This window comes from Bacillus sp. GW821-FHT01G09, from assembly GCF_059422205.1.
In genome coordinates, this window is record NZ_JBWKWL010000001.1 from 1,030,209 (window position 1) to 1,052,886 (window position 22,678).

The window sequence follows — 22,678 nt, forward strand, 5'->3', positions numbered from 1 at the left end:
ACTCCAGATGTCAGATTGTAATCTCGATCAAATTCCCTTCATCATCTTCAATCACACTTTCATAGTAGCCGTCTCCTGTTGTCCTCGGGCCGTTTACTACTGCGAAACCATCCGCCTTCAATCGATTAGTCAGTTCGTCAACTTTCTCCCGGCTCCCAACGGAGAAAGCAATATGTGCCCAGCCTGTCATTGTTTGTGAGGGCGGATCAGTCACATTCCCTTTTTTCATAATTTCCAGCCTTGCTCCGGAACCAAACGTAATAAAATAAGACTTAAAATCTTTTTTCTCATTATGATACAAATCATTCGCTTCGCCATTAAAATACGTTTCATAAAAAGATTTCATTCGCTCTAAATCATTGACCCAGACCGCTATATGTTCAATCTGCATTTCTTCCTCCTCCTTCGCCTTCAATGAAGTTATAAGGTATGAAATGCATTTCAGTTCAAGCTTTTTTCTTAAATTTATGCTGAATTTTGATATCAGCGGGTTCATCCTGCAAAAATAGAGAAAATGCTGCGATGCCGAGCTGCTCAAGATTCAAATCAAGCGACGGAAAACCAAGAACACGGCTGATAGAAGTATTCCCCTCGCCTATGATTTCAACATCCCAATTATTCTTTTTGGCAAATAGATGAATTCCAGCTGCCACTTCATCGCTATTTGCATAAATAGCAGTCGGAACCCGTCCGCTCATATAAAAATGTTCAGCTGCCAGCTCACCATCATTCATATCGTTGCACCCGGACAGCATATGGCGGTCTTCCAACCTTCCGCAGACAGCTTTATAGGCCGCAGCTTTATCAGCCGTGCTCGGGCTCCTATCAGCTTCTCTGACACACGTAAAAACAATATTCTCATGTCCGCGGCTCTTTAAATAGCGAAAACTCTCTGCATAAGCAGCTTTTCTGTCATTAAAAGCACAAGGGACATCAATGTCTCCGGTATCCTCACAAGCGATGATCGGCCCATATTCCCGATAAGCTAAAATGCTGTCCCAATGATTGGCGCGGGAAGTAATGATGAGACCGTCTATTTTCTTCGTTCTTAACAGCTCTAAATATTTGATTTCAATAGCGGGGTTATAATTGGTGGGGAGGAGGGTCGTTGCATACTCATGCTGAAAAGCCGCCTTGGTGATTCCGTTAACGATTTTATCAAAGCAGGGATGATCGCTATAAGGCAGAATCACACCGACCGTATGGGTTTTCCCGCGAATGAGATCGATTGCGGTTCGATTTGGTGTATAATCCAAATCCTTCATGACTTGTTGAACAAGCTTTCTCTTTTCTTCAGACACATACGGATGATGATTCAATACACGCGAGACAGTCGAAACAGATACATTTGCCAGTCTTGCAATCTCTTTTATATTTGCCATCTCTTTCTCCTTTTTCATATAAAAAAAGCAGTAAGTGTAAAATCCTTACTGCTATCTCATCATATATTGATGATAAGTTCAACAGGACAATGGTCGGAACCCATGACATCCGCTGATATGCTGGCATCTTCAATCTGTTCCTTAAGTCTTTCAGAAACAACAAAATAATCAATCCGCCATCCAATATTTCTGTCCCGGGCGCCGGCACGATACGACCACCAGGAATAAGCGCCTTCAAGATCAGGATAAACATGACGAAAAGAATCAACAAAGCCAGCTTCTAAGAAACGAGTGAATGCCCCTCTTTCTTGATCTGAAAATCCAGCGTTATTCCGGTTCGCCTTTGGATTTTTCAAATCAATCTCCTGATGGGCTACATTCAAATCACCGCATAAAATCACTGGTTTTTTCTGATCCAATTCAAGAATATAAGACAATAAAGCCTCTTCCCATTGCATGCGGTAATCAATCCGCTCTAACCCCCTTCTGGAATTGGGCGTGTAAACAGTCATCACAAACACGTTTTCAAATTCCAGCGTAATCACTCTGCCTTCTTGGTCATGCTCTTCTACTCCGATACCGTAGATGACCTGCAGCGGCTCTTGCTTAGAAAAAACTGCTGTGCCGGAATATCCTTTTTTCACTGCATAATTCCAATACACATGATAGCCTTCAGGCTGGAGATCAACCTGGCCGTCCTGTATCTTCGTTTCCTGAAGACATATAATATCTGCATCCTCTTCTTTCAAATAAGAGAGGAAATCCATTTTTCTCATCACAGCCCGCAGGCCGTTTACATTCCATGAAATCAACTTCATGTTTCATCCTCCCTCTATAAAAAAGAGCAAGAACCCGAAGGTCCTTGCTCTTTACGTATCAGCTTACTCACCGCTTACGTATGGAAGTAAAGCCATTTGACGTGCGCGTTTGATCGCTGCAGTCAATTTACGTTGGTATTTAGCGTTTGTTCCAGTTACACGACGTGGTAAAATTTTACCGCGCTCAGAAACAAACTTTTTAAGAAGATCTACATCTTTGTAGTCGATGTGCGTGATACCGTTAGAAGTGAAATAACACACTTTACGGCGTTTCGCACGACCGCCTCTGCGTCCTCCTGCCATTGTCATTTCCCTCCTTTCTTTTTCATTTTAGGCGATAATCACATTAGAATGGAAGATCATCATCCGAGATGTCAATCGGTTTGCCGTCGTTGGCAAATGGGTCATCATTAAAGCTGTTCCCCTGATTGCGTCTCTGGTTGTTTTGATTTCCCCCAAATGGATTATCATTTTGGCCTCCGCCAAAGTACTGGCCTCCGCCGCTGTTTCCTTCGTTGTATCCACCTGAACCAGAACCGCCGCCGTTTTTCGGCTCAAGAAATTGAACACTTTCAGCTTGGACCTCTGTCACGAAGACACGCTGTCCTTGCTGGTTTTCATAGTTTCTTGTTTGTAAACGGCCATCTACGCCTGCAAGGCTTCCTTTTTTCAAGAAGTTTGCAACGTTTTCGGCTTGTCTTCTCCAAGTGACACAATTAATGAAATCGGCCTCACGTTCTCCGGACTGGTTCGTAAATGTACGATTCACAGCAAGAGTAAACGTAGCAACAGCCGCACCGTTTGGCGTATAACGAAGCTCTGGGTCTTTTGTCAGTCTTCCGACTAATACAACTCGGTTAAGCATAAGAAAGACCACCTTTTACCATTATATATTTCAAAATTGCTTATTCTTCTTCTTTAACAACAATGTGGCGAATGATATCGTCACTGATCTTAGCTAGACGGTCAAATTCTTGAACTGCCGCAGCGTCAGCTTGAACGTTTAAGATTTGGTAGAAACCGTCGCGGAAATCATTGATTTCGTAAGCAAGACGACGTTTACCCCAATCCTTTGTTCCAGTGATCTCCGCACCGTTAGAAGTCAGAACGTTGTTGAAACGCTCGATAACTGCTTTTTTAGACTCTTCGTCAATGTTTGGGCGGATAATGTACATAACTTCGTACTTTCTCATCTGTTTGCACCTCCTTTTGGACTAAGCGGCCCATAATGGGCAAGGAGCAATAATTCTATTACTCACAATTTTATATTATACCAAAGCTCTTGTCCCTTTACAACTGCATCCTATACATTAAATCGGAAATGAATAACATCTCCGTCTTGGACCACATATTCTTTCCCTTCAAGGCGGACTTTTCCTGCCTCTTTAGCTCCTGCCATACCGCCGCCCGCAAGAAGATCCTCATAAGCAACTGTCTCAGCACGAATGAAGCCCCGCTCAAAGTCACTATGAATAATTCCTGCACACTCAGGGGCTTTCATGCCTTTTTTGAATGTCCAAGCTCTGACTTCCTGTTCTCCGGCTGTGAAATATGTTGCGAGGCCGAGAAGAGAGTAAGACGCTTTGATCAGCTGATCAAGACCTGATTCTTGAATGCCCAGCTCTTCCAAGAACATTTGCTTTTCTTCGCCTTCAAGCTCAGCGATTTCAGATTCGATTTTTGCACACACAACGATAACTTCTGCGTTTTCGCCGGCAGCGTACTCGCGAATCTTCGCTACATTTTCATTGCCAGATGGATCAGCAACTTCATCTTCACTTACGTTGGCCACGTACAAAATAGGCTTCGAAGTCAGTAAATGGAGCTGCTTCACAAGCTTTTGCTGCTCTTCAGTGAATTCTACAGATCGAGCAGGCTTTTCACTCTCAAACGCTTCTTTCAGTTTAGATAAAATCTCAAACTCAAATACAGCGTCTTTATCTTTTTGCTTCGCAAGCTTGCTGACGCGTGTAATCCGCTTTTCAACCGTTTCCATATCAGCGAGGATCAGCTCAAGGTTGATCGTTTCAATGTCATCAATCGGATCAACCTTTCCGGAAACGTGTGTAATGTTGTCATCGGAAAAAGCACGGACAACGTGGCAAATCGCGTCAACTTGGCGAATATGAGAGAGGAACTTGTTGCCGAGTCCTTCTCCTTTAGATGCGCCCTTTACAATCCCTGCAATATCAGTGAATTCAAAAGCAGTCGGCACAGTCTTCTTCGGGTTGACCAGCTCAGTCAGCTTTTGCAGACGATCATCCGGTACCTCTACAATTCCCACGTTCGGATCAATTGTACAGAACGGGTAGTTGGCTGAATCGGCACCGGCCTGTGTAATTGCGTTAAATAGTGTTGATTTTCCGACGTTCGGCAAACCAACAATTCCAGCTGTTAAAGCCATTCTTTCATCTCCTCTATATAAAACCGTCATTGTATGAACGTATTTTGAACCTAGAGCAATTATAAGGAGGTTCACTGGAAAAGACAAGCTGACAAAAAAGCATTTTCAGCCTGCCAATCCCTTTGATTATGCTTTTTTCAAGCCTACTAAACAGTCAAAAAGCGTACTTCCCATTCCATTATCAGAATTTGTATCATTTGTCAGTGCATTGACTGACCCTCCAAAAGCCGCCCACATGCCTTCATCTATATTAATCGTCTTCGCATGAGCCTGCTTCATCACTTTCACCTTGCCCTTCAAGCGTCCGCGGTCATTAAAGATAACAACTTCGTCTCCATCCTGAAGATCCTGCTCAGCCGCTATATCTGGAGAAATATCGACCTGAACGTGCTGAAGCTTTTCAATAAACGGCACATGCTGTGAATGATTGGAACGCTGCGGATGAATGGATAAGAGCGTATAAGGGTACTTTCCAGCTAACTCCTCATTATGGAAAACAGATTCTTCGGGCACATTTAATTGAAGCGAGCCGCTAAATCCTTTTTGCTCAGCTAGCGACGAAGTAAATTCAAATTTTCCACTCGGCGTCAAAAACTGATAATCATCCCACGGCACCTGTTTTACTGGAAGAGGGAGGTGGCCTTTTTCTTTTAAACGCTCGAGTGTCACACCCTCTGCTTCCAATGAAGAAAGCCCCATCTCTAAAAATTCTTGAGTGCTGTATTCAAACAGCTCGCCAAATCCAAGGCGTTTTGCAAGCTCTGACCAGATCCAGCTGTCCGACTTCGCTTCACCCTGCGGCTCCACAAGCTTCTTCCCGTACTGAACATAATGATGATACATACTGGAATAGTAGATATCTTCTTCTTCAAAAACAGTGGCAGTCGGCAAAACATAATCACACAGCTTTGCGGTATCTGTCATAATGGAATCAATCGCAACCGTCATTGGAACCTTTTCAAAAGCTTGTCTCACCTTATTTGTATTCGGCACCTGAGTCAGCGGATTTCCGCACGTCACAATAATCATCTCAATCGCAGGATCAGCAGCGGTCAACACTTCTTCAGCCTGCGTCATCATTGAAAAAGAACGTGATGTTGTTTTTAATTCCGGCAACGTCAGCTTTGTTTTTGCAAAGCTCTCGCCAATCTGGACATTTCCGAAATTCGCGCCGCCGCCCTTAATTCCGACATTTCCGCTTGCCGCAACGAGTGCATCAATCCAACGAATCGTTCCGCCGCCGTTTTTATATCGCTGCATGCCAAGCCCCATAAAAGTAGACACCGGACCATCAGCATACAAACCGGCCAGATACTCCAGCTCCTCCATAGAAGTTTCTGTTTTCACAATAAACTCTTCCAGAGAAACAGTTTTCAAAAGCTCTTTCACATCATCAAAACCGACAGAATGCTCAGAAATAAACGTTTCATCCGTTCTTCCCGTCTCAATCAGAACCTTCAAAACTGCTGCCGCAAGCCAGCCGTCCATTCCAGGCTTTACAGAGATATAGCGGTCAGCAAGCTTAGCAGTCGGGTTGAAGATCGGATCAATCACCGTAATCGTGGCGCCCTTCTTTTTCACCTGCTGCAAGTGATGGTATAAGTGCATATTTGTTCTGGATACATTTCTTCCCCACACAACAACATGCTTGCTGTTGTAAATATCAAGCGGGCCGTGACCGTACGAACGGCCAAAATCCCAGCTTTGCGCCTCGATGCCGGAGCCCCAGCATATGCTTCCGACGATTTCAGTCACGCCTCCATATCCATTAAAAAAACGCTGATCAAGCGCTTTTAACAGACCGTTATTCGCATAATCATGGCTGTGCAAAACAGCAGTCGTCTCCGACGTTTCCTTGATTTCCCGAAGTTTATCGGCAATTTCATCAAGTGCCTGCTCCCAAGAAATCCGCACAAACTCGCCATTTTGTTTTTTCATTGGATAGCGAAGCCGATCAGGAGAATTTGTTTTTGTCTCAAGCATTCTGCCGCGGCCGCAGATTTTACCTTCCGTAATCGGATGGTTTGGATCTCCGTCCACTTTTGTTACCTTTCCATCATCAACAGTCACCAAAAAGCCGCAGCTGTCCCAACAATTCAGCGGACATGCCGACTGATGCACTTTGCTCATCGCCGTCTTCTCCTTACCTTCTATATGAAAAAGCATGAGTGTCGGCCTATTTATGAAGTAGGCTCCTCATGCTTGACTAGTACTTTTTTTAGTTTTCTTTCAAATTCTCTTCTCGGAATCATAACACTGTGAGAGCATCCCTCACACTTAATTCGAATATCCATTCCCATGCGTATAATTTTCCAGCTGTTCGCTCCGCATGGATGCGGTTTTTTCATTTCTACGATATCATTCAGGCCAAAGTCTTTATCCGCCAAGACCCTTCACCTCTTTTCCTAAACTGCTGTATCTATTGTACAAAAAAACTGATCATAAGAGCAATCAAGATACCCGAAAAGAAATCCATCCTCTTATTTCCATTTACTCAAAATAGGATATAAGAGCAGACAAACTAACAAATACAAATTGAGCATCCCATATATCGGATACAAGAACGCGATCAAATCAGAAAATCCGAAAGAAGTAAAAGGTACCATTAACACTAACAAAATCAACACAATCATCCATCTAGGCATATGAATAAACGCCATCAGCCGGCTGGACAGCCCCAGCAAACCAGCTACCGTCGTTGTGTAAATCGCCAGGCACAGCACCGCCGTCATACATAAAAAAAGGAAATAAGGCGCACCCTCCAGAACGGCAAACAGCGGTATTTCAAACTGAGAAAGGGAGCCCGCCAGCTCCACCAACGTTTCATTATAAACAAATGAGATCACGCCAAAAATAAGACCGCTTGCCACACTTGCGATTTTTGCTTCTCCGAGCCCTTTCATCTCTTTCCCAACAGAGGATAAAATCGCAACAACTGAAAGGATGTTTAAAGAGGTAAACGTAATGCTCGCAGGCCAGTTATACTGCTGGGACAAATCAATCGTCCACGTATGGTGATGTGTGCTCTGAAAGGAGATCAGCGCATATAAAAGCCCCGCTACTAACACAGGAATCAAAATACTATTTATAGATAATATTCCTTTCACATCCCACAAAAACAAACACACTGTCACGATGCAAATCAGCGTGATTCCCCACCAGAAAGGAAGCTTGTACATTTGCAGGGTCACACCGCCTCCGGCAATCATCACCATAGTCGTCGAAAACAAATAAAAAATGATGAGGACATCATAAATTTTCGCCAGCCATGGCCCCATTAAATGCTCCAGAACCGGCAGAAAATGAGTGGATTGAACCTTAAAACTGATTTTCATCACAATATAAGACGAGAAAATGAACATGATTGTAAACAGCACAATAGCAAGTCCGCTTTCCGCCCCAAAAAACTGCCATATCTCCTGACCGCTCGCATATCCGGCCCCGATCAGGCTCCCTAATATGAGCAGCATCCACTTCATTCCGGCTCTCCACAACACTATCACCTCATAGACAAAGTTCAGCTTGTTCCCGTTATTGTTACTATATAAATAAAGGAAAGCAAAAATGCCATATTTTCATAGACATTTGAACAAAAGCTGAAATTATCATACGAAATACACATAAAAAAAGACTGCTAATGGAGGCAGTCTAAAAATATATCATTTTGCAGTGGAATGAAGGAATGAACCTCATTAACCATTCCTATCTATAAAGTGTTTTGTAAGCAGACCGTAGCTTGATCATGATCGAGGCAATGGGGGACAATATTTATAATTCACCCACTAACCATTCATAATAACCTCTACTTTTTTAAAATCTCCGGTGTCATACACAAAGCATAAAAAACCGTACTGCTGGATATACTGTAAACAACCTTACATAACGAAACACACACCATAGCAATTCTGTTACCTACTATAACAAGGAAGTGAAACCCATGAATCGAAAAGGCGGGCTTTTTTCCTCTCAGGAACGAGTAAAGCAATATGTTTCACATACAGATGCTGCAGCGGCAAAACAAATCCAAACCATCCTTTCTTCATCCTTACGTAAAGCTGCCGGCAAACCAATTGTTGTGGTTTGTATCGGAACAGACCGTTCAACCGGTGATTCATTGGGCCCGCTCGTAGGAATGAAACTCAAACAGATGCAGCTCACCAGATTCCATGTCTACGGAACCTTATCTGACCCCGTCCATGCTGTGAACATGAAGGATAAAATCAATGACATTCATAAATTACATAAAAACCCATTTGTTATAGCAGTCGATGCATGCTTAGGCCGCGTTAAGAGTGTGGGTTCATTTCAAATCGGGGACGGGCCATTAAAGCCCGGAGCCGGTGTACAAAAAGACCTTCCTGAAGTGGGAGATCTTCATATTAACGGAATCGTGAATGTTAGCGGTTTCATGGAATATTTTGTATTGCAAAATACAAGACTCAACTTGGTCATGAATATGGCCAATGTTCTCGCGGAAGGATTGAGTTTAACAGATCGGACAGAGTGGAGGCAAGAACGCCTTAACCCGTTGCAAAGGCTCACTGGGCGCATATAAAACAAAAACCATCTTCGCTTGAAAGATGGTTTCTTCATTTACGATTCTCGTTCAGACAAAAGCTCTAAAATCCGGTCAAGGTCTTCATTAGAGAAAAATTCAATTTCGATTTTGCCTTTTTTCTTCTGTCTTTTAATATTAACTGTTGTTCCAAAATAATTTTGGAGATAGGATTCCCGTTCTTTTAGAACCGCATCTTTCACAGGTTCTTTTTTCTTTGTTTCACGTGGAACATTCTGATTCAACTGCTGAATCAGCTGCTCAAGCTGGCGAACATTGAGCTGCTCCGCAATCACTTTTTGTACCAGCGGTTCAAGCTTATTTTTGTTTTTTAAGCCAAGAAGCGTGCGTCCATGTCCCATAGAAAGCGTACCTTCGGCAATAAGCTGCTGAATATTTTCTGGCAGTGTCAGCAGTCTTAAATGATTCGCAATATGCGGTCTGCTTTTCCCAAGACGTTTGGCAAGCTGCTCTTGCGTGAGGTCTAAGTGTTTCAACAAGGAGTCATATGCCTGAGCCTCTTCAAGCGGAGATAAATCTTCACGCTGAAGGTTTTCTAATAAAGCAATTTCCCTCATTAACGCCTCTGATAATTCACGGACAATGGCCGGAACTGTATCTAAACCTGCCAGCTTTGCCGCTCGAAAACGCCGTTCTCCCGCAACAATATCATAGCCTTTTAAAGATTTTCTGACGATAAGCGGCTGAAGAATGCCATGCTGCAGCACAGATTCTTTTAGTTCAGCTAATGCCTCGTCATCAAAGTGTTTTCTTGGCTGATAAGGATTAGGGCGTAAATCGGCAATTTTAATTTCTTCAACTGTCTCTTCAGACAAATCTACCTGATTAAATAACGCATTAATCCCTTTTCCAAGGCCTTTAGCCATTCGCAGCCACTTCCTTTGCTAAATCTAAATATACTTCCGCACCTCTTGACCGCGGATCGTATAAAATGATGGGTTTTCCGTGACTCGGTGCCTCACTCAGACGGACATTACGCGGAATAACTGTCTTATATACTTTATCCCTAAAATACTTTTTAACCTCTTCAATCACTTGAATGCCAAGGTTTGTCCGGGCATCAAGCATTGTCAGCAATACACCTTCAATCATTAAATCAGTATTCAAATGCTTTTGCACAAGACGTACTGTATTTAATAACTGGCTGAGCCCCTCCAAGGCATAATATTCGCACTGTACAGGAATCACAACGGAATCCGAGGCAGTAAGGGCGTTAATCGTCAGCAAGCCCAATGACGGCGGACAATCAATGATAATATAATCATAATTTTGCTTTACTGCTTCAAGCGCTCTCTTCAATCTCACTTCTCTTGATATTGTAGGAACCAGCTCGATCTCAGCCCCGGCAAGCTGAATCGTCGCAGGAATCACATCCAAGTTCTCTACTGTCGTTGCTTTAATAATATCTATTACATCTGCATCATCTACTAAAATATCGTACACACACTGCTCTACATCGGCTTTTTCAATCCCTAATCCGCTTGTCGCATTTCCCTGCGGATCAATATCTACCAGCAGAACCCTTTTCCCTATGTAAGCCAAACATGCCCCAAGGTTGACAGACGTCGTTGTTTTGCCGACCCCGCCTTTTTGGTTCGTAATTGCTATGATTTTTCCCACGATGTCACCTACTTTCACATGAACATGTACTATCTTGCTTCTATTCTATCAAAAAAAGATTAAAGCGTTTCATTTTTTTCATCATTTTGTTCCGAATCATAAGGGAAATAATTGAAAATTCAAGCACGCTTTATGCTTTCTCTTATAAATTCTGCAATTTCTATGTTTTTTTGACTTAAAAAAGGAATTTCTTAAAGAAAAAAAGAAGAAGTCACAGTACAGAACGTGGAAACAGGATGGTGAGAAAATGGTTTATCAAACGAAGAGAGATGTACCCGTTACGCTGATGATTGTGTTTCTCATATTACTGATACAAGCAGATGCCATTGTTCCTTTTGTGCTGGGAAATATGAGAGTTTCCGGCTGGATCATTTTTATTCTGCTGACTCTTTTAAATGGACTCATCATTTGGAGCTTTATTGACCTAAAATATGTATTGAAGGAACACCATCTGATCATTAAAGCCGGATTGATCAAACATCAAATTCCTTATGAAAAAATCGATAAAGTCGTTCAAAAAAAGAAACTATGGTCCGGTTTTCGTCTGATCGGCTCTCGCCATGCCATCACAATATATTATCAGGGGGGATGGGGACATGCAGTAATTTCACCGCAAAAATCTGAAGAGTTTATCCACAAACTCAAAGAAAAGAATTCTAATATAATAATTTTCACTAAAAGTAAGTGATTACCTTTTATTGAAAATATAAAAAGCTCTCCTGCTTTTCAGGAGAGCTTCTATTTTGGTATGCGAATCGTTAATTGAATATATTCTTCAAATTCTTCTTCTTCCGTATTCAATTTTACACCGCTGTCTTCCACCATTGATAGTGACTGGCGAATCGTGTTCATCGCAATTCTTGTATCTCTGCTGAATGCTTTGCGTCTCGGCTTTGGCTTTCTCTTGCCTTGCTCCAGCATTTTCACCACGCGATCTTCCGTCTGCTTTACATTTAAACTTTTCTCAATAATCTCTGTGAGCAGTGTGACTTGGAGCTCAGGCTGTTTCAGCGGAATCAGCGCTCTGGCATGGCGCTCGGTGATTTTCTTCTCCATAATCGCCTCTTGGACCGGCTGAGGCAGCTTTAATAACCGAAGCTTATTCGCGATTGTAGACTGCCCTTTTCCTAAGCGCTGTGCGAGTGCCTCCTGTGTTAAATCATGCAGCTCAAGCAGCCTAGCATAAGCATGCGCTTCCTCAATAGAAGACAGTTCTTCCCGCTGCAAGTTTTCGATTAACGCCACAGAAGCGGTTTCCGTGTCGGAAAAATCCTTAATAATTGCCGGAATCTTTTCCCACTCAAGCGATTGCACCGCTCTCCAGCGTCTTTCACCTGCAATGAGTTCGTATTGGCCTTCTTCTTCTGTATGCCTAACAACAATCGGCTGAATAATGCCGTGTGTATGAATGGTCATTGCTAACTCTTTGATTTTTTCATCTGAGAAAATGGTGCGTGGCTGAAAACGGTTGGGAACGATAGCATTTACCGGTATTTCCAGAATCTCTTCTTTATTTGTATCATGTTCAGCAATCTCCGGCTCCTGTTCCTTCTCACCAAGCCCGAAGAAACGAGAGAATGAATGCTTCATGTACCTACACCACCTTTAAAAACTGCCATTTTTATAATTCTATTTTCTCATGGTTTTTCCTGCTGTACATCCATCAATTTTGATGAAAATATGATGGTATTGTCATATCAGGCTGTCTAAATTACCCTTCAATCGGCGATTTATTAGGAGTTCCCGGTTTTCTTGGATACTTCTTAGGTGTATTTTTTATTTTGCGTATCACCATAATATTACGATCGCTTTCTTCAATAGGCAGCTTAAAAGAATGGATATTCTCAAGTTCTCCTCCAAGCGTCGTGATTGCTTTTTTGCCTGCATTCAGTTCTTCTTCAGCTGATGCGGCTTTTAAAGCAACAAATAAACCGTTTTTCTTCACCAGAGGCAAGCAAAGCTCACTCAAAACAGATAATCTCGCAACTGCTCTTGCCGTCACAATATCATAGCTTTCACGCACGTCTTTCCGTTGCCCGAACGTTTCAGCTCTGTCATGGCAGAATGTTGTATTCTCCAATTGCAAAGCCTCAGATAGCTTTTCTAAAAACGTGATCCGTTTATTCAGTGAATCCACGATTGTGACATTGAGGTGCGGAAAGCATATTTTTATCGGCAGACTTGGAAAACCCGCTCCCGCTCCGACATCACAAATCGTGTTCACCTGATTGAAGTCGACATAAAAAGCAGCTGTAATGGAATCATAAAAATGCTTTAAATACACTTCTTTTTTCTCTGTTATTGAAGTCAGATTGATTTTTTCGTTCCATTCAACCAGCATGTCGTAATACAGCTCAAATTGCTCTAGCTGACGGGGAGAAAGGGAGATCCCTTTTTCCGCCAAACCAGAAGTAAATTCTTCAATATTCATGCCGTCATCCTTTCTATTCGGCTATCTTCGCAATGCGTCCCTGCTCTAAATACACCAATAGAATTGAAATGTCCGCCGGGTTTACACCGGAAATGCGGGAAGCTTGGGCAACAGACAAAGGCCGTACATTTTTCAGTTTTTGACGCGCCTCGGTCGCAATCCCCTTAATTGCGTCATAATCAATTCGATCTGGAATTTTTTTATTTTCCATCTTCTTCAGTTTTTCCACTTGCTGAAGAGATTTTTCAATATATCCTTCATATTTCACTTGGATTTCTACTTGTTCTGCCACGTCTTGAGGAACCGGTACTTCTGGCGGCGCCAGTTTTGTGACTGTTTCATAGTTCATTTCAGGACGCTTCATCAAGTCTGTGCCGCGAACTCCATCTTTCAATTCGCTTCCGCCAAGAGAACGGATATATTCTTGATTTTCCGGAGACGGCTTGATAATTACAGAATGAAGACGTTTTTTCTCCGCCTCGATCGCCGCTTTTTTCTTCTCAAAAGCCGCATAGCGCTCATCAGAAATCAATCCAATGCGGTGTCCGATTTCTGTCAGACGCAAATCAGCATTGTCATGTCGAAGCAGCAATCTGTATTCAGCACGTGATGTCAAAAGACGATATGGCTCATTGGTACCTTTTGTCACAAGGTCATCAATCAGAACACCAATATAGGCGTCAGAACGGCTTAGAATTACTTCTTCTTTTCCAAGCGCTTTTCGTCCTGCATTGATTCCCGCCATAATCCCTTGTCCCGCAGCTTCTTCATAACCGGATGTTCCGTTAATTTGGCCTGCAGTATAAAGGTTTGTGATTTTTTTGGTTTCAAGTGTCGGCCAGAGCTGTGTCGGTACGATTGCATCATACTCGATCGCATAGCCGGCTCTCATCATTTGCACGTTTTCAAGTCCAGGAATCGTTGCAAGCATTCTTTGCTGTACGTCTTCTGGAAGACTTGTAGATAAACCTTGGACATAGACTTCCTGTGTATTTCTGCCTTCCGGCTCAAGGAAGATTTGGTGACGCGGTTTATCATTAAAACGGACAACTTTATCTTCAATGGATGGGCAGTATCTTGGGCCCGTACCTTTGATCATACCGGAATACATCGGTGAACGGTGCAGGTTGCTGTCAATAATCTCATGTGTCTCAGGGCTTGTATATGTCAACCAGCAAGGGAGCTGATCTGTGATATATTCCACTGTTTCATATGAGAAAGCGCGAGGCACATCGTCACCAGGCTGAATTTCCGTTTTGCTGTAATCAATCGTGTCGCTTTTAACGCGAGGCGGCGTACCTGTTTTAAAACGAACAAGGTCAAAACCAAGTTCCTCCAAATGCTCAGAAAGCTTAATAGAAGGCTGCTGGTTATTTGGGCCGCTTGAGTAAGACAGATCGCCAAGAATAATACGTCCTCTTAAATATGTCCCTGTCGTCATGACAACTGCTTTCGCACGATAATGTGCACCGGTTTGTGTAATAACGCCTCGGCATTCGCCGTCTTCAACGATCAGCCGCTCCACAATTCCTTGCAGCAATGTTAAGTTTGGTTCTTTTTCAAGCGTATTTTTCATTTCGTGCTGATATTGGAATTTGTCTGCTTGCGCACGCAATGCACGAACCGCTGGACCTTTTCCTGTATTCAGCATTCTCATTTGAATATGCGTTTTATCGATGTTTCTTCCCATTTCTCCGCCGAGCGCGTCAATTTCGCGGACGACAATCCCTTTTGCGGGGCCGCCGACAGACGGATTACATGGCATAAATGCAACCATATCTAGGTTGATGGTCAAGACAAGCGTTTTGGCGCCTTGGCGTGCAGATGCGAGGGCAGCCTCAACACCGGCATGCCCGGCGCCAATCACAATCACATCGTATTGGCCTGCTTCATACCCCATGATTCTAGTTCCTCCTTTTATTATTTTCCTAAACAGAATTGAGAAAAGAGCTGATCAATTAAGCTTTCGTGGACAGAATCTCCAATGATTTCCCCTAAAAGCTCCCAGCATCTTGTAAGGTCAATTTGCACCATGTCGATCGGGACATCCTGTTCGATGCCGCTAAGCGCATCTTCAATGGCGCGTTTTGCTTGCTGTAAAATAGAGATGTGACGTGTGTTGCTGACATAAGTCAGATCTCCGCCTTCAATGGCACCCGTGTAGAACAGCGATTGAATCGCTTCTTCCAGATCATTGATGCCTTCCTCTTTTAAAAGAGATGTCGTAACAACTGGACGTCCATTGGCAAGCTCACGGACACGTTCAGTGTCAATCTTCGCCTCAAGGTCAGTCTTATTCAAAATCACGATAACGTCCATGCCATCAACGGCTTCAAAAAGCTTCACGTCTTCATCAGAAAGCTCTTCACTATAATTAAGCACAAGTAAAATCAGGTCCGCTTCCTTTAGAACCTGGCGAGAACGTTCAACACCGATTCGCTCAACAATATCCTCTGTTTCACGAATACCTGCTGTATCAACCAGACGAAGCGGGACGCCCCTTACATTCACGTATTCCTCAATCACATCCCGTGTCGTTCCGGGAATATCGGTTACAATGGCTTTTGCCTCATGAACGAGGCTGTTCAGAAGAGATGATTTTCCTACGTTTGGCCGGCCGATAATGACGGTAGAAAGACCTTCACGTAAGATTTTTCCTTGCTCAGAAGTCCTCAGCAGCGCCTCAATTTCCTTTTTCACGGCGGTTGCCTTTTCGACTAAAATCTGATGCGTCATTTCCTCTACATCATCATACTCCGGATAATCGATATTCACCTCAACATGGGCCAGTGTTTCTAAAATCTCACTGCGCAAACGGCGCACCAAAGCAGAAAGACGCCCTTCCATTTGATTCATAGCAACGTTCATTGCCCGGTCCGTTTTCGCTCTGATTAAGTCCATAACCGCTTCCGCCTGTGAAAGATCGATTCGGCCGTTTAAAAACGCACGTTTCGTAAATTCACCTGGCTCTGCCAGTCTCGCTCCCTCTCTTAATGCAAGCTGAAGCACTTGGTTCACAGTCACAATTCCCCCGTGACAGTTAATCTCGATGACATCTTCTCGCGTAAAAGTTCTCGGCGCTTTTAACACTGATACCATTACTTCCTCAACGACACGATCCGAAGGTCTGTCTACGATATGACCATAATGAATCGTATGTGATTCGACCGAGCTGAGTGTTTTCCCCTTCGGTCCCTTATAAATTTTATCTGCGATTTGAATGGCTTCTGGTCCGCTCAACCGTACAATCGCAATCGCGCCTTCTCCCATCGGTGTGGAAATTGCCGCAATTGTATCCATGTTGTTCACCTCTCTTTACTTATACTTCATCTATATAAAAAAATTTTTATTATGCCAAAACTAAAAGATAACATAGTTTGGTTCGAAGTGGAAGATTTGTTATCCACAGAAATAGAAATTCGTCCCTTATTACTTTAACTTATCCACATGTGAATAACAATTAATTTTATTTCCTGAACTTCCTTTTTATCAACAGGATACACCTAAAAAGAAAAAACTTAAACGGCAAAACCTTGATATTACTAGGAAAAGTAGATTTTTCGGATACAAAAAAACCGAAATCCAATTTTTATCGGACTTCGGTTTTATGCTATCTTTTATGGGAAATAACGAGATGACGATTTTCGCCTTCACCCATTGAATATGTTTTGATCTGGTGGTTTGCATATCCAGAAAGAGTATCGTGAATAATTTTTCTTTCGCTGGACGGCATAGGCTCAAGCTGGATGGATTTTTTCGTTTTCAAAACTTGGTCAGCAAGCTTGATGGCCAGCTGGCTCAGTGTTTCTTTTCTTTTCAAACGATAGTTTTCTGCATCCACCGTCACATTTTTGTATTGGCCTGGATAACGGTTAAGGGCAAGCTGTGTCAGAGTTTCAAGGGCGTTTAAGGTTTGTCCTCTTTTCCCAATCAACAATGCTGCCTTTTCACCTGTTATATGATATCTCACTGTCTTTTTGCTTTCTTGAACAGTCACATCAGACTTCCCGGCAATGGCTTCGGCGATCGTTTGAAGATATAACTTCGCTTGCTGAATCGGATCAATCTTTTCAACCAGCTTTACGATCGCAGGCTTTTTGCCGAAAATGCCGAGAAACCCTTTGTTTCCCTCTTCAATAACAGTAATTTCTACCTTATCCTTCGTTAATCCCAGCTCTTGCAATCCGGACTGTACTGCTTCATCGACATTTCGCCCTGCAGCAGTCACATTCCTCACTTTTTCTTTCCTCCGGCTTTTTGCGGCTCAGGATTTTTTTTAATATCAGGTCCTTTAATGAGGAAAGTTTGCGCAATCATAAACAAGTTACCGACTACCCAATAAAGAGAAAGAGCCGCCGGGAAGTTGATCGCAAATACGATAATCATAATTGGCATAATCCAAAGCATCATCGCCATTTGCGGATTTTGCTGCGCATTGCCCGCCATCATCAGTTTTTGCTGAACAAATGTAGCGACACCGGCAACGATAGGAAGGATATAGTAAGGATCTTTTTCTCCTAAGTCAAACCATAAGAAGCTGTGCTCTGAAATCGCCTGGGTTCTCATGATCGCATGATAGAATCCAATTAAAATCGGCATCTGGATCAAAATCGGGAAACATCCCGCCAATGGATTGACACCATGCTTTTGGAATAACGCCATTGTTTCCTGCTGAAGCTTTTGCTGCGTTTTTTGATCCTTTGAGCTGTATTTTTCTTTAAGCTTTTGCATTTCCGGCTGTAAAGCCTGCATCGCTTTCGAACTTCTCAGCTGCTTAATCATCAGCGGTAAAATTAATAAACGAATTAAAATGGTAACTAGAATAATTGAAAGCCCGTAGTTATCTCCCGTCAATTTCGCTACATACGTAATGAGCTCAGACAATGGATATACTACGTACTTGTCCCAGAAATGCGGACTATCTGCAGTGATCGGCTCTTTCACACTCGAGCATCCAGCCAAAAGCATGAATACGCCAACCATACTTAATAGCAACCCTATTCTCCTTTTCAACAACATTTCCTCCTATAATTAATCTTTACACTCTTTTATTGCAAAGCATACTTGTATGTATTTTAGCATCTTTCAGTTTTAAATGGTGTCTTTTTCTGATCAACCAGAAAGGAAGCGCTTTTAAAAGTTGTAAGAAAGCAGTGGTGATGCCTACTTTGACGAAGATTTCTTATATAATGAAGACTTTCTGAATAGATGCTGCAGACTTTTTTTCGTTTCCTCATATGTCAGCTGGCTCGCCGGTTTTCTGGCAATAATGATGTAATCCTTTTCCTTCAGTCTCTCTTTCTCTTCAAGAAAGGCCTGCCGAATCAAACGTTTGATCCGATTTCGCATCACAGCATTGCCAATTTTTTTGCTGACGGAAAGCCCGACACGCAGTTCATCATTTTCAGGCTGATCAAGCGTATATAAGACAAACTGGCGGTTTGCAACTGATGTCCCATGTTTAAACACTTTTTGAAAATCTTCATTTTTCTTTAAACGATTTCGCTTCTTCAAATGACTCACTCCGATACTGGCTGGCAGAAACTTTTAAAATTTATTATGAACATGAGATGCATCTGAACCAGGAAGCATGCCCCGGTTCATTACGCATCACATCTATCTTTTCCCATAACGTGAAAAAAGACCACTGACATTATTCAGTGGCCTAAGCTGATAATACTTTTCTGCCTTTGCGGCGACGGCGTGCTAAAACTAGACGACCGTTTTTTGAACTCATACGGCTTCTGAAGCCATGAACTTTGCTGCGTTTACGGTTATTCGGTTGGAATGTTCTTTTCATTTATGACACCTCCCTCGAGGAATAGCTGTTAAAGACAGTCTTACTTATTATATTTGCGTTACCTATTCATTGTCAACTTCACTAGTGCTTTTATTTCTTGCAACCATAATAGGATACCATACCTTTTCAACTTTCGAAACCTTATTTTTTAGATTCCTTAATTTTACGGAAAAAAGACAAATCCAAATAATTTGCCCCTAAAATCACGCATGTGGATATCTTTTTCGGCTTTTTTTAGTATCCACAGAGGTTATCGACAATATTTTCACATTACCAACCCCTGTGGACAAGGTTTTTTCAACAGGTTGTCCGCTTTGTGGATAAGATTGTGACAACCATTGCAAGCTCTCGTTTATTTTGGTATTATATTTGTGTTTTAACTCTTGATTACTAATACTACCTTCCCTCTTTATCCACAAAGTGTGGATAAGTTGTGGATTGATTTCACACAGCTTGTGTAGAAGGTTGTCCACAAGTTGTGAAATTTGTCGAAAAGCTATTTATCTACTATATTATATGTTTTCAACATTTAATGTGTACGAATGGTAAGCGCCATTTGCTCTTTTTTTGTGTTCTATAACAGAGAAAGACAACATTTTCTATGAAAAGGAGGGACGTGCCGGAAGATGGAAAATATATTAGACCTGTGGAACCAAGCCCTTGCTCAAATCGAAAAAAAGTTGAGCAAACCGAGTTTTGAGACTTGGATGAAGTCAACCAAAGCCCACTCACTGCAAGGCGATACATTAACGATCACGGCTCCCAATGAATTTGCCAGAGACTGGCTGGAGTCCAGATACTTGCATCTGATTGCAGATACTATATATGAATTAACCGGGGAAGAATTGAGCATTAAGTTTGTCATTCCTCAAAATCAAGATGTTGAGGACTTTATGCCGAAACCGCAAGTCAAAAAAGCGGTCAAAGAAGATACATCTGATTTTCCTCAAAATATGCTCAATCCAAAATATACTTTTGATACTTTTGTCATCGGATCTGGAAACCGATTTGCACACGCTGCTTCCCTCGCAGTAGCGGAAGCACCCGCGAAAGCTTACAACCCTTTATTTATCTATGGGGGCGTCGGCTTAGGGAAAACGCACTTAATGCATGCGATCGGCCATTATGTAATAGATCATAATCCTTCTGCCAAAGTGGTTTATCTGTCTTCTGAGAAATTTACAAACGAATTCATCAACTCTATCCGAGATAATAAAGCCGTCGACTTCCGCAATCGCTATCGAAATGTTGATGTGCTTTTGATAGATGATATTCAATTTTTAGCGGGGAAAGAACAAACCCAGGAAGAATTTTTCCATACATTTAACACATTGCACGAAGAAAGCAAACAAATCGTCATTTCAAGTGACCGACCGCCAAAGGAAATTCCGACACTTGAGGACAGATTGCGCTCACGTTTTGAATGGGGACTTATTACAGATATCACACCGCCTGATCTAGAAACGAGAATTGCAATTTTAAGAAAAAAAGCCAAAGCAGAAGGCCTCGATATTCCGAACGAGGTTATGCTTTACATCGCGAATCAAATCGACAGCAATATTCGGGAACTCGAAGGCGCATTAATCAGAGTTGTCGCTTATTCATCTTTAATTAATAAAGATATTAATGCTGATCTGGCCGCTGAGGCGTTGAAAGATATTATTCCTTCCTCAAAACCGAAAGTCATTACGATAAAGGAAATTCAGAGGGTAGTAGGCCAGCAATTTAATATTAAACTCGAGGATTTCAAAGCAAAAAAACGGACAAAGTCAGTAGCTTTTCCGCGTCAAATCGCCATGTACTTATCAAGGGAAATGACTGATTCCTCTCTTCCTAAAATCGGTGAAGAGTTTGGAGGACGTGATCATACGACCGTTATTCATGCGCATGAAAAAATTTCAAAACTGCTGGCAGATGATGAACAGCTTCAGCAGCATGTAAAAGAAATTAAAGAACAGCTTAAATAGCAGGACCAGGGATCAATCGGGGAAAGTGTGAATAACTTTTCGGAAGTCATACACAGTCTGTCCACATGTGGATAGGCTGTGTTTCCTGTCTTTTTCACAACTTATCCACAAATCCACAGGCCCTACTATTACTTCTACTATTTTTTATAAATATATATATTAATACATTATCCGTTAGGAGGATAAAAATGAAATTCACGATTCAAAAAGATCGTCTTGTTGAAAGTGTCCAAGATGTATTAAAAGCAGTTTCATCCAGAACCACGATTCCCATTCTGACTGGTATTAAAATTGTTGCATCAGATGATGGAGTATCCTTTACAGGGAGTGACTCAGATATTTCTATTGAATCCTTCATTCCAAAAGAAGAAGGAGATAAAGAAATCGTCACTATTGAACAGCCCGGAAGCATCGTTTTACAGGCTCGCTTTTTTAGTGAAATTGTAAAAAAATTGCCGATGGCAACTGTAGAAATCGAAGTCCAAAATCAGTATTTGACGATTATCCGTTCTGGTAAAGCTGAATTTAATCTAAACGGACTGGATGCTGACGAGTATCCGCACTTGCCGCAGATTGAAGAGCATCATGCGATTCAGATCCCAACTGATTTGTTAAAAAATCTAATCAGACAAACAGTATTTGCAGTGTCCACCTCAGAAACACGCCCTATCTTGACAGGTGTAAACTGGAAAGTGGAGCAAAGTGAATTATTATGCACTGCAACGGATAGCCACCGTCTTGCATTAAGAAAGGCGAAACTTGATATTCCAGAAGACAGATCTTATAACGTCGTGATTCCGGGAAAAAGTTTAACTGAACTCAGCAAGATTTTAGATGACAACCAGGAACTTGTAGATATCGTCATCACAGAAACCCAAGTTCTGTTTAAAGCGAAAAACGTCTTATTCTTTTCACGGCTTCTGGACGGGAATTATCCAGACACAACCAGCCTGATTCCGCAAGACAGCAAAACAGAAATCATTGTGAACACAAAAGAATTCCTTCAGGCCATTGATCGTGCATCTCTTTTAGCTAGAGAGGGACGTAACAACGTTGTAAAACTGTCCGCAAAACCGGCTGAATCCATCGAAATTTCTTCCAATTCACCGGAAATCGGTAAAGTTGTGGAAGCAATTGCTGCGGATCAAATTGAAGGTGAGGAATTAAATATCTCTTTTAGTCCAAAATATATGCTGGATGCACTAAAGGTGCTTGAAGGAGCAGAAATACGCGTAAGCTTTACAGGTGCAATGAGACCTTTCTTAATTCGCACGCCGAATGATGAAACGATTGTACAGCTTATCCTCCCTGTCAGAACCTATTAATCCGATACACTGCTGCCGACTTGTCGGCAGCTTTTCTATTCGGTATCTGCTCCGACAAGTTTTCCCTTTCCCTAATTCGTTTTTTTTTAGTACAATTAGATATTAGTGATATTTGAAAGAGGTCGATATAATGGCAAATCCGATTTCAATTGATACAGAGATGATTACACTCGGACAATTCTTAAAATTAGCCGATGTGATTCAGTCTGGCGGTATGGCGAAGTGGTTTTTAAGCGAGCATGAAGTGCTTGTGAACGATGAGCCGGACAACCGCCGGGGCAGAAAGCTGTATGTTGGAGATGTGGTAGAGATTGAAGGATTTGGTTCATTTCAAGTCGTCAATTAAAGCGGGTGA

The 22,678-nt window shown here is 42.2% G+C and carries 25 protein-coding genes; 5 read left to right on the plus strand and 20 right to left on the minus strand.

What is annotated here, in order from left to right:
• Positions 1–10 precede the first annotated feature (10 nt).
• From AC07VD_RS05145 to AC07VD_RS05190, 10 genes are all read right to left on the minus strand, one after another.
• The gene (locus AC07VD_RS05145; protein ID WP_076457323.1) at positions 11–391 is read right to left on the minus strand and encodes a VOC family protein; all 381 of its coding nucleotides are present in this window, start codon (positions 389–391) and stop codon (positions 11–13) included.
• A gap of 55 nt (positions 392–446) precedes the next feature.
• A complete protein-coding gene (ccpB, locus tag AC07VD_RS05150) occupies positions 447–1,382 on the minus strand; it encodes a transcriptional regulator CcpB (protein ID WP_212128726.1) in 936 nt (311 codons plus the stop codon).
• Between the two features lie 59 nt (positions 1,383–1,441).
• Complete coding sequence (gene xth / locus AC07VD_RS05155; RefSeq protein WP_003226843.1) at positions 1,442–2,200, minus strand: exodeoxyribonuclease III; 759 nt, start codon at positions 2,198–2,200, stop codon at positions 1,442–1,444.
• Positions 2,201–2,263: 63 nt separating this feature from the next.
• On the minus strand, positions 2,264–2,503 hold the full coding sequence (gene rpsR / locus AC07VD_RS05160) for a 30S ribosomal protein S18 (protein ID WP_003219224.1): 240 nt from the start codon (positions 2,501–2,503) through the stop codon (positions 2,264–2,266).
• A 43-nt stretch (positions 2,504–2,546) separates the two neighbouring features.
• Positions 2,547–3,065: a single-stranded DNA-binding protein SsbA gene (ssbA, locus tag AC07VD_RS05165; RefSeq protein ID WP_003219228.1), complete on the minus strand. Its 519-nt coding sequence runs from the start codon at positions 3,063–3,065 to the stop codon at positions 2,547–2,549.
• 40 nt (positions 3,066–3,105) lie between these two features.
• On the minus strand, positions 3,106–3,393 hold the full coding sequence (rpsF, locus tag AC07VD_RS05170) for a 30S ribosomal protein S6 (protein ID WP_024571351.1): 288 nt from the start codon (positions 3,391–3,393) through the stop codon (positions 3,106–3,108).
• A gap of 110 nt (positions 3,394–3,503) precedes the next feature.
• Entirely contained in the window at positions 3,504–4,604 is a 1,101-nt protein-coding gene (gene ychF / locus AC07VD_RS05175; protein ID WP_494721514.1) for a redox-regulated ATPase YchF, read from the minus strand.
• Positions 4,605–4,730: 126 nt separating this feature from the next.
• Positions 4,731–6,734: a molybdopterin-dependent oxidoreductase gene (locus tag AC07VD_RS05180; RefSeq protein ID WP_212128724.1), complete on the minus strand. Its 2,004-nt coding sequence runs from the start codon at positions 6,732–6,734 to the stop codon at positions 4,731–4,733.
• A gap of 50 nt (positions 6,735–6,784) precedes the next feature.
• The gene (locus AC07VD_RS05185; RefSeq protein WP_003226838.1) at positions 6,785–6,991 is read right to left on the minus strand and encodes a DUF951 domain-containing protein; all 207 of its coding nucleotides are present in this window, start codon (positions 6,989–6,991) and stop codon (positions 6,785–6,787) included.
• Positions 6,992–7,084: 93 nt separating this feature from the next.
• Positions 7,085–8,101 (minus strand): YkvI family membrane protein, encoded by a 1,017-nt coding sequence (locus tag AC07VD_RS05190; RefSeq protein WP_010886647.1) that lies wholly within the window; start codon positions 8,099–8,101, stop codon positions 7,085–7,087.
• 440 nt (positions 8,102–8,541) lie between these two features.
• Here AC07VD_RS05190 and yyaC point away from each other — a divergent pair, with 440 nt between their 5' ends.
• Positions 8,542–9,159 (plus strand): spore protease YyaC, encoded by a 618-nt coding sequence (gene yyaC / locus AC07VD_RS05195; protein ID WP_003243890.1) that lies wholly within the window; start codon positions 8,542–8,544, stop codon positions 9,157–9,159.
• Between the two features lie 38 nt (positions 9,160–9,197).
• Here the strand turns inward: yyaC and spo0J are convergent, their stop codons facing one another.
• Positions 9,198–10,046, minus strand: coding sequence for a stage 0 sporulation protein Spo0J (gene spo0J / locus AC07VD_RS05200; protein WP_003226832.1), 849 nt, complete (start codon positions 10,044–10,046; stop codon positions 9,198–9,200).
• Positions 10,039–10,800, minus strand: coding sequence for a sporulation initiation inhibitor protein Soj (soj, locus tag AC07VD_RS05205; protein WP_003219244.1), 762 nt, complete (start codon positions 10,798–10,800; stop codon positions 10,039–10,041). Before soj ends, spo0J begins: the two co-directional genes overlap by 8 nt.
• Before the next feature lie 247 nt (positions 10,801–11,047).
• Here soj and AC07VD_RS05210 point away from each other — a divergent pair, with 247 nt between their 5' ends.
• Positions 11,048–11,488: a PH domain-containing protein gene (locus tag AC07VD_RS05210; RefSeq protein WP_015250779.1), complete on the plus strand. Its 441-nt coding sequence runs from the start codon at positions 11,048–11,050 to the stop codon at positions 11,486–11,488.
• 50 nt (positions 11,489–11,538) lie between these two features.
• On the opposite strand, the gene noc is transcribed toward AC07VD_RS05210, so the two are convergent.
• The 8 genes from noc to rpmH all read right to left on the minus strand — a co-directional run bounded on the left by noc (position 11,539) and on the right by rpmH (position 19,031).
• Entirely contained in the window at positions 11,539–12,390 is an 852-nt protein-coding gene (gene noc / locus AC07VD_RS05215) for a nucleoid occlusion protein (RefSeq protein WP_015250778.1), read from the minus strand.
• A gap of 121 nt (positions 12,391–12,511) precedes the next feature.
• Positions 12,512–13,231, minus strand: a complete 720-nt coding sequence (rsmG, locus tag AC07VD_RS05220) for a 16S rRNA (guanine(527)-N(7))-methyltransferase RsmG (RefSeq protein ID WP_015250777.1) — start codon at positions 13,229–13,231, stop codon at positions 12,512–12,514.
• A 13-nt stretch (positions 13,232–13,244) separates the two neighbouring features.
• The gene (mnmG, locus tag AC07VD_RS05225) at positions 13,245–15,131 is read right to left on the minus strand and encodes a tRNA uridine-5-carboxymethylaminomethyl(34) synthesis enzyme MnmG (RefSeq protein ID WP_003226825.1); all 1,887 of its coding nucleotides are present in this window, start codon (positions 15,129–15,131) and stop codon (positions 13,245–13,247) included.
• A gap of 20 nt (positions 15,132–15,151) precedes the next feature.
• Positions 15,152–16,531, minus strand: a complete 1,380-nt coding sequence (gene mnmE / locus AC07VD_RS05230) for a tRNA uridine-5-carboxymethylaminomethyl(34) synthesis GTPase MnmE (protein WP_137201153.1) — start codon at positions 16,529–16,531, stop codon at positions 15,152–15,154.
• 310 nt (positions 16,532–16,841) lie between these two features.
• Positions 16,842–17,468 (minus strand): RNA-binding cell elongation regulator Jag/EloR, encoded by a 627-nt coding sequence (gene jag / locus AC07VD_RS05235; RefSeq protein ID WP_003243764.1) that lies wholly within the window; start codon positions 17,466–17,468, stop codon positions 16,842–16,844.
• Positions 17,465–18,250: a YidC family membrane integrase SpoIIIJ gene (gene spoIIIJ, locus AC07VD_RS05240; RefSeq protein WP_010886648.1), complete on the minus strand. Its 786-nt coding sequence runs from the start codon at positions 18,248–18,250 to the stop codon at positions 17,465–17,467. Before spoIIIJ ends, jag begins: the two co-directional genes overlap by 4 nt.
• A gap of 144 nt (positions 18,251–18,394) precedes the next feature.
• Entirely contained in the window at positions 18,395–18,745 is a 351-nt protein-coding gene (rnpA, locus tag AC07VD_RS05245; protein WP_003242628.1) for a ribonuclease P protein component, read from the minus strand.
• A gap of 151 nt (positions 18,746–18,896) precedes the next feature.
• Positions 18,897–19,031 carry a 50S ribosomal protein L34 gene (gene rpmH, locus AC07VD_RS05250; protein WP_003178075.1) on the minus strand — a complete coding sequence of 45 codons (135 nt, stop codon included), beginning with the start codon at positions 19,029–19,031 and terminating at the stop codon, positions 18,897–18,899.
• 626 nt (positions 19,032–19,657) lie between these two features.
• On the opposite strand from rpmH, the gene dnaA reads away from it, so the two are divergent.
• The 3 genes from dnaA to rlbA all read left to right on the plus strand — a co-directional run bounded on the left by dnaA (position 19,658) and on the right by rlbA (position 22,669).
• On the plus strand, positions 19,658–20,998 hold the full coding sequence (gene dnaA / locus AC07VD_RS05255; protein WP_003242674.1) for a chromosomal replication initiator protein DnaA: 1,341 nt from the start codon (positions 19,658–19,660) through the stop codon (positions 20,996–20,998).
• A 188-nt stretch (positions 20,999–21,186) separates the two neighbouring features.
• Positions 21,187–22,323: a DNA polymerase III subunit beta gene (dnaN, locus tag AC07VD_RS05260; RefSeq protein ID WP_003226811.1), complete on the plus strand. Its 1,137-nt coding sequence runs from the start codon at positions 21,187–21,189 to the stop codon at positions 22,321–22,323.
• 130 nt (positions 22,324–22,453) lie between these two features.
• On the plus strand, positions 22,454–22,669 hold the full coding sequence (gene rlbA, locus AC07VD_RS05265) for a ribosome maturation protein RlbA (protein ID WP_003226810.1): 216 nt from the start codon (positions 22,454–22,456) through the stop codon (positions 22,667–22,669).
• The last annotated feature ends 9 nt before the right edge of the window (positions 22,670–22,678 follow it).

What these genes read in the sequence shown, in the direction of transcription:
- dnaA (WP_003242674.1), top strand. Translation starts at nt 19,658, where the DNA reads ATGGAAAATATATTAGACCTGTGGAACCAAGCCCTTGCTCAAATCGAA.
- mnmG (WP_003226825.1), bottom strand. Translation starts at nt 15,131, where the DNA reads ATGGGGTATGAAGCAGGCCAATACGATGTGATTGTGATTGGCGCCGGG.
- rsmG (WP_015250777.1), bottom strand. Translation starts at nt 13,231, where the DNA reads ATGAATATTGAAGAATTTACTTCTGGTTTGGCGGAAAAAGGGATCTCC.
- rpsF (WP_024571351.1), bottom strand. Translation starts at nt 3,393, where the DNA reads ATGAGAAAGTACGAAGTTATGTACATTATCCGCCCAAACATTGACGAA.
- ssbA (WP_003219228.1), bottom strand. Translation starts at nt 3,065, where the DNA reads ATGCTTAACCGAGTTGTATTAGTCGGAAGACTGACAAAAGACCCAGAG.
- dnaN (WP_003226811.1), top strand. Translation starts at nt 21,187, where the DNA reads ATGAAATTCACGATTCAAAAAGATCGTCTTGTTGAAAGTGTCCAAGAT.
- rpsR (WP_003219224.1), bottom strand. Translation starts at nt 2,503, where the DNA reads ATGGCAGGAGGACGCAGAGGCGGTCGTGCGAAACGCCGTAAAGTGTGT.
- yyaC (WP_003243890.1), top strand. Translation starts at nt 8,542, where the DNA reads ATGAATCGAAAAGGCGGGCTTTTTTCCTCTCAGGAACGAGTAAAGCAA.
- AC07VD_RS05145 (WP_076457323.1), bottom strand. Translation starts at nt 391, where the DNA reads ATGCAGATTGAACATATAGCGGTCTGGGTCAATGATTTAGAGCGAATG.
- rlbA (WP_003226810.1), top strand. Translation starts at nt 22,454, where the DNA reads ATGGCAAATCCGATTTCAATTGATACAGAGATGATTACACTCGGACAA.
- ychF (WP_494721514.1), bottom strand. Translation starts at nt 4,604, where the DNA reads ATGGCTTTAACAGCTGGAATTGTTGGTTTGCCGAACGTCGGAAAATCA.
- ccpB (WP_212128726.1), bottom strand. Translation starts at nt 1,382, where the DNA reads ATGGCAAATATAAAAGAGATTGCAAGACTGGCAAATGTATCTGTTTCG.
- mnmE (WP_137201153.1), bottom strand. Translation starts at nt 16,531, where the DNA reads ATGGATACAATTGCGGCAATTTCCACACCGATGGGAGAAGGCGCGATT.
- spo0J (WP_003226832.1), bottom strand. Translation starts at nt 10,046, where the DNA reads ATGGCTAAAGGCCTTGGAAAAGGGATTAATGCGTTATTTAATCAGGTA.
- AC07VD_RS05180 (WP_212128724.1), bottom strand. Translation starts at nt 6,734, where the DNA reads ATGAGCAAAGTGCATCAGTCGGCATGTCCGCTGAATTGTTGGGACAGC.
- noc (WP_015250778.1), bottom strand. Translation starts at nt 12,390, where the DNA reads ATGAAGCATTCATTCTCTCGTTTCTTCGGGCTTGGTGAGAAGGAACAG.
- xth (WP_003226843.1), bottom strand. Translation starts at nt 2,200, where the DNA reads ATGAAGTTGATTTCATGGAATGTAAACGGCCTGCGGGCTGTGATGAGA.
- AC07VD_RS05210 (WP_015250779.1), top strand. Translation starts at nt 11,048, where the DNA reads ATGGTTTATCAAACGAAGAGAGATGTACCCGTTACGCTGATGATTGTG.
- rpmH (WP_003178075.1), bottom strand. Translation starts at nt 19,031, where the DNA reads ATGAAAAGAACATTCCAACCGAATAACCGTAAACGCAGCAAAGTTCAT.
- spoIIIJ (WP_010886648.1), bottom strand. Translation starts at nt 18,250, where the DNA reads ATGTTGTTGAAAAGGAGAATAGGGTTGCTATTAAGTATGGTTGGCGTA.